The following is a 961-nucleotide window of genomic DNA, read 5'->3' as shown; positions in this document are numbered from 1 at the left end:
TTTCCAAGATTGTTCTCCGTTCCGGCTTCGTGTAGTCATCATTCAGTCCTACGTTAATAGTCACTTTGACTATTTCTCTGAGCCTGAAATTTTGGGAAGACCTCCGACTTTGCAGACGATGAACATCAATTTTGCGTCCCTCGGCATGTACCAGTATCGTATGATGTTTCTCAGAGAGAAACGTATCCAGGAAAGATGGCGCATCGACCGAATGCAACTCACTGCTCTGTCACCCATTGTGACGTTGGTTGCAATCGAAATCATCTACGGCAAGGGTGCCTATTGTCAAGGACCCAACGATCCATGGAACTATGTAGAAGGTGTGATGATGATGCCGCATGCGATCTATTGGATCCCGAGTGCCGTTTACTGTCAAGTCCCGCTGTTCGCTTGCCGTGAACCACTTCGCGCTCAGGTCTCTACCTGTCCGTACTGGGCTTATAGCACGCCGAAATACCGCGTTCGTTTTCTCGTGCATCAATTGATTAACTTCAACTTCCCCGCCAACTAATTCCAACTGACCAACCAAACGATTAACCCAAATTGTCTGCACGCCATGACTTACTAACCATTTATAACTCTAACTAGACTACCAAATTTACCCTAAACTTATGGCTAAAAATTGTAACTATCATAGCTAAGCTATAATAGGATGATGAGCTTTATGAATATGTATGCTTTGTTTAGTAGTTAGGATGTATTTATTCTCAGGCTAGGTATGGATTCCTACAACCAACATCGAGGCAACAACCGGACTATTGTCAGTGCCGAATTTCTTCGAAACCGTCGACATCCCATCTCCTCTGAAAATCTTATCGACGCTATTACAGCAACTCCCCTTTCTGCCTGAACCCCCCCCCCTCTCACCGCTATTCGGAATGCTCTGAGCAGAACTTACCATTACAACATCAGCCACCTACAACACTCTGTCATTCCGAGCCAACTATCCGCTGCCTCGCTA

Annotated in this window: 1 protein-coding gene; it reads left to right on the top strand. The window is 45.6% G+C overall.

Annotation, left to right across the window (positions count from 1 at the left end; translation table 11 throughout):
• On the top strand, positions 1–511 hold a 511-nt coding region (locus tag GY843_RS04405), incomplete at its 5' end, for a hypothetical protein (RefSeq protein ID WP_297306930.1).
• Between the last annotated feature and the right edge of the window lie 450 nt (positions 512–961).

Origin of the sequence: Neptuniibacter sp. (assembly GCF_024231755.1) — a bacterium.
GTDB lineage: Bacteria > Pseudomonadota > Gammaproteobacteria > Pseudomonadales > Balneatricaceae > Neptuniibacter.
Note: the sequence above shows the minus strand (reverse complement) of the source record. Positions and strands in the feature narration are given on the sequence as shown.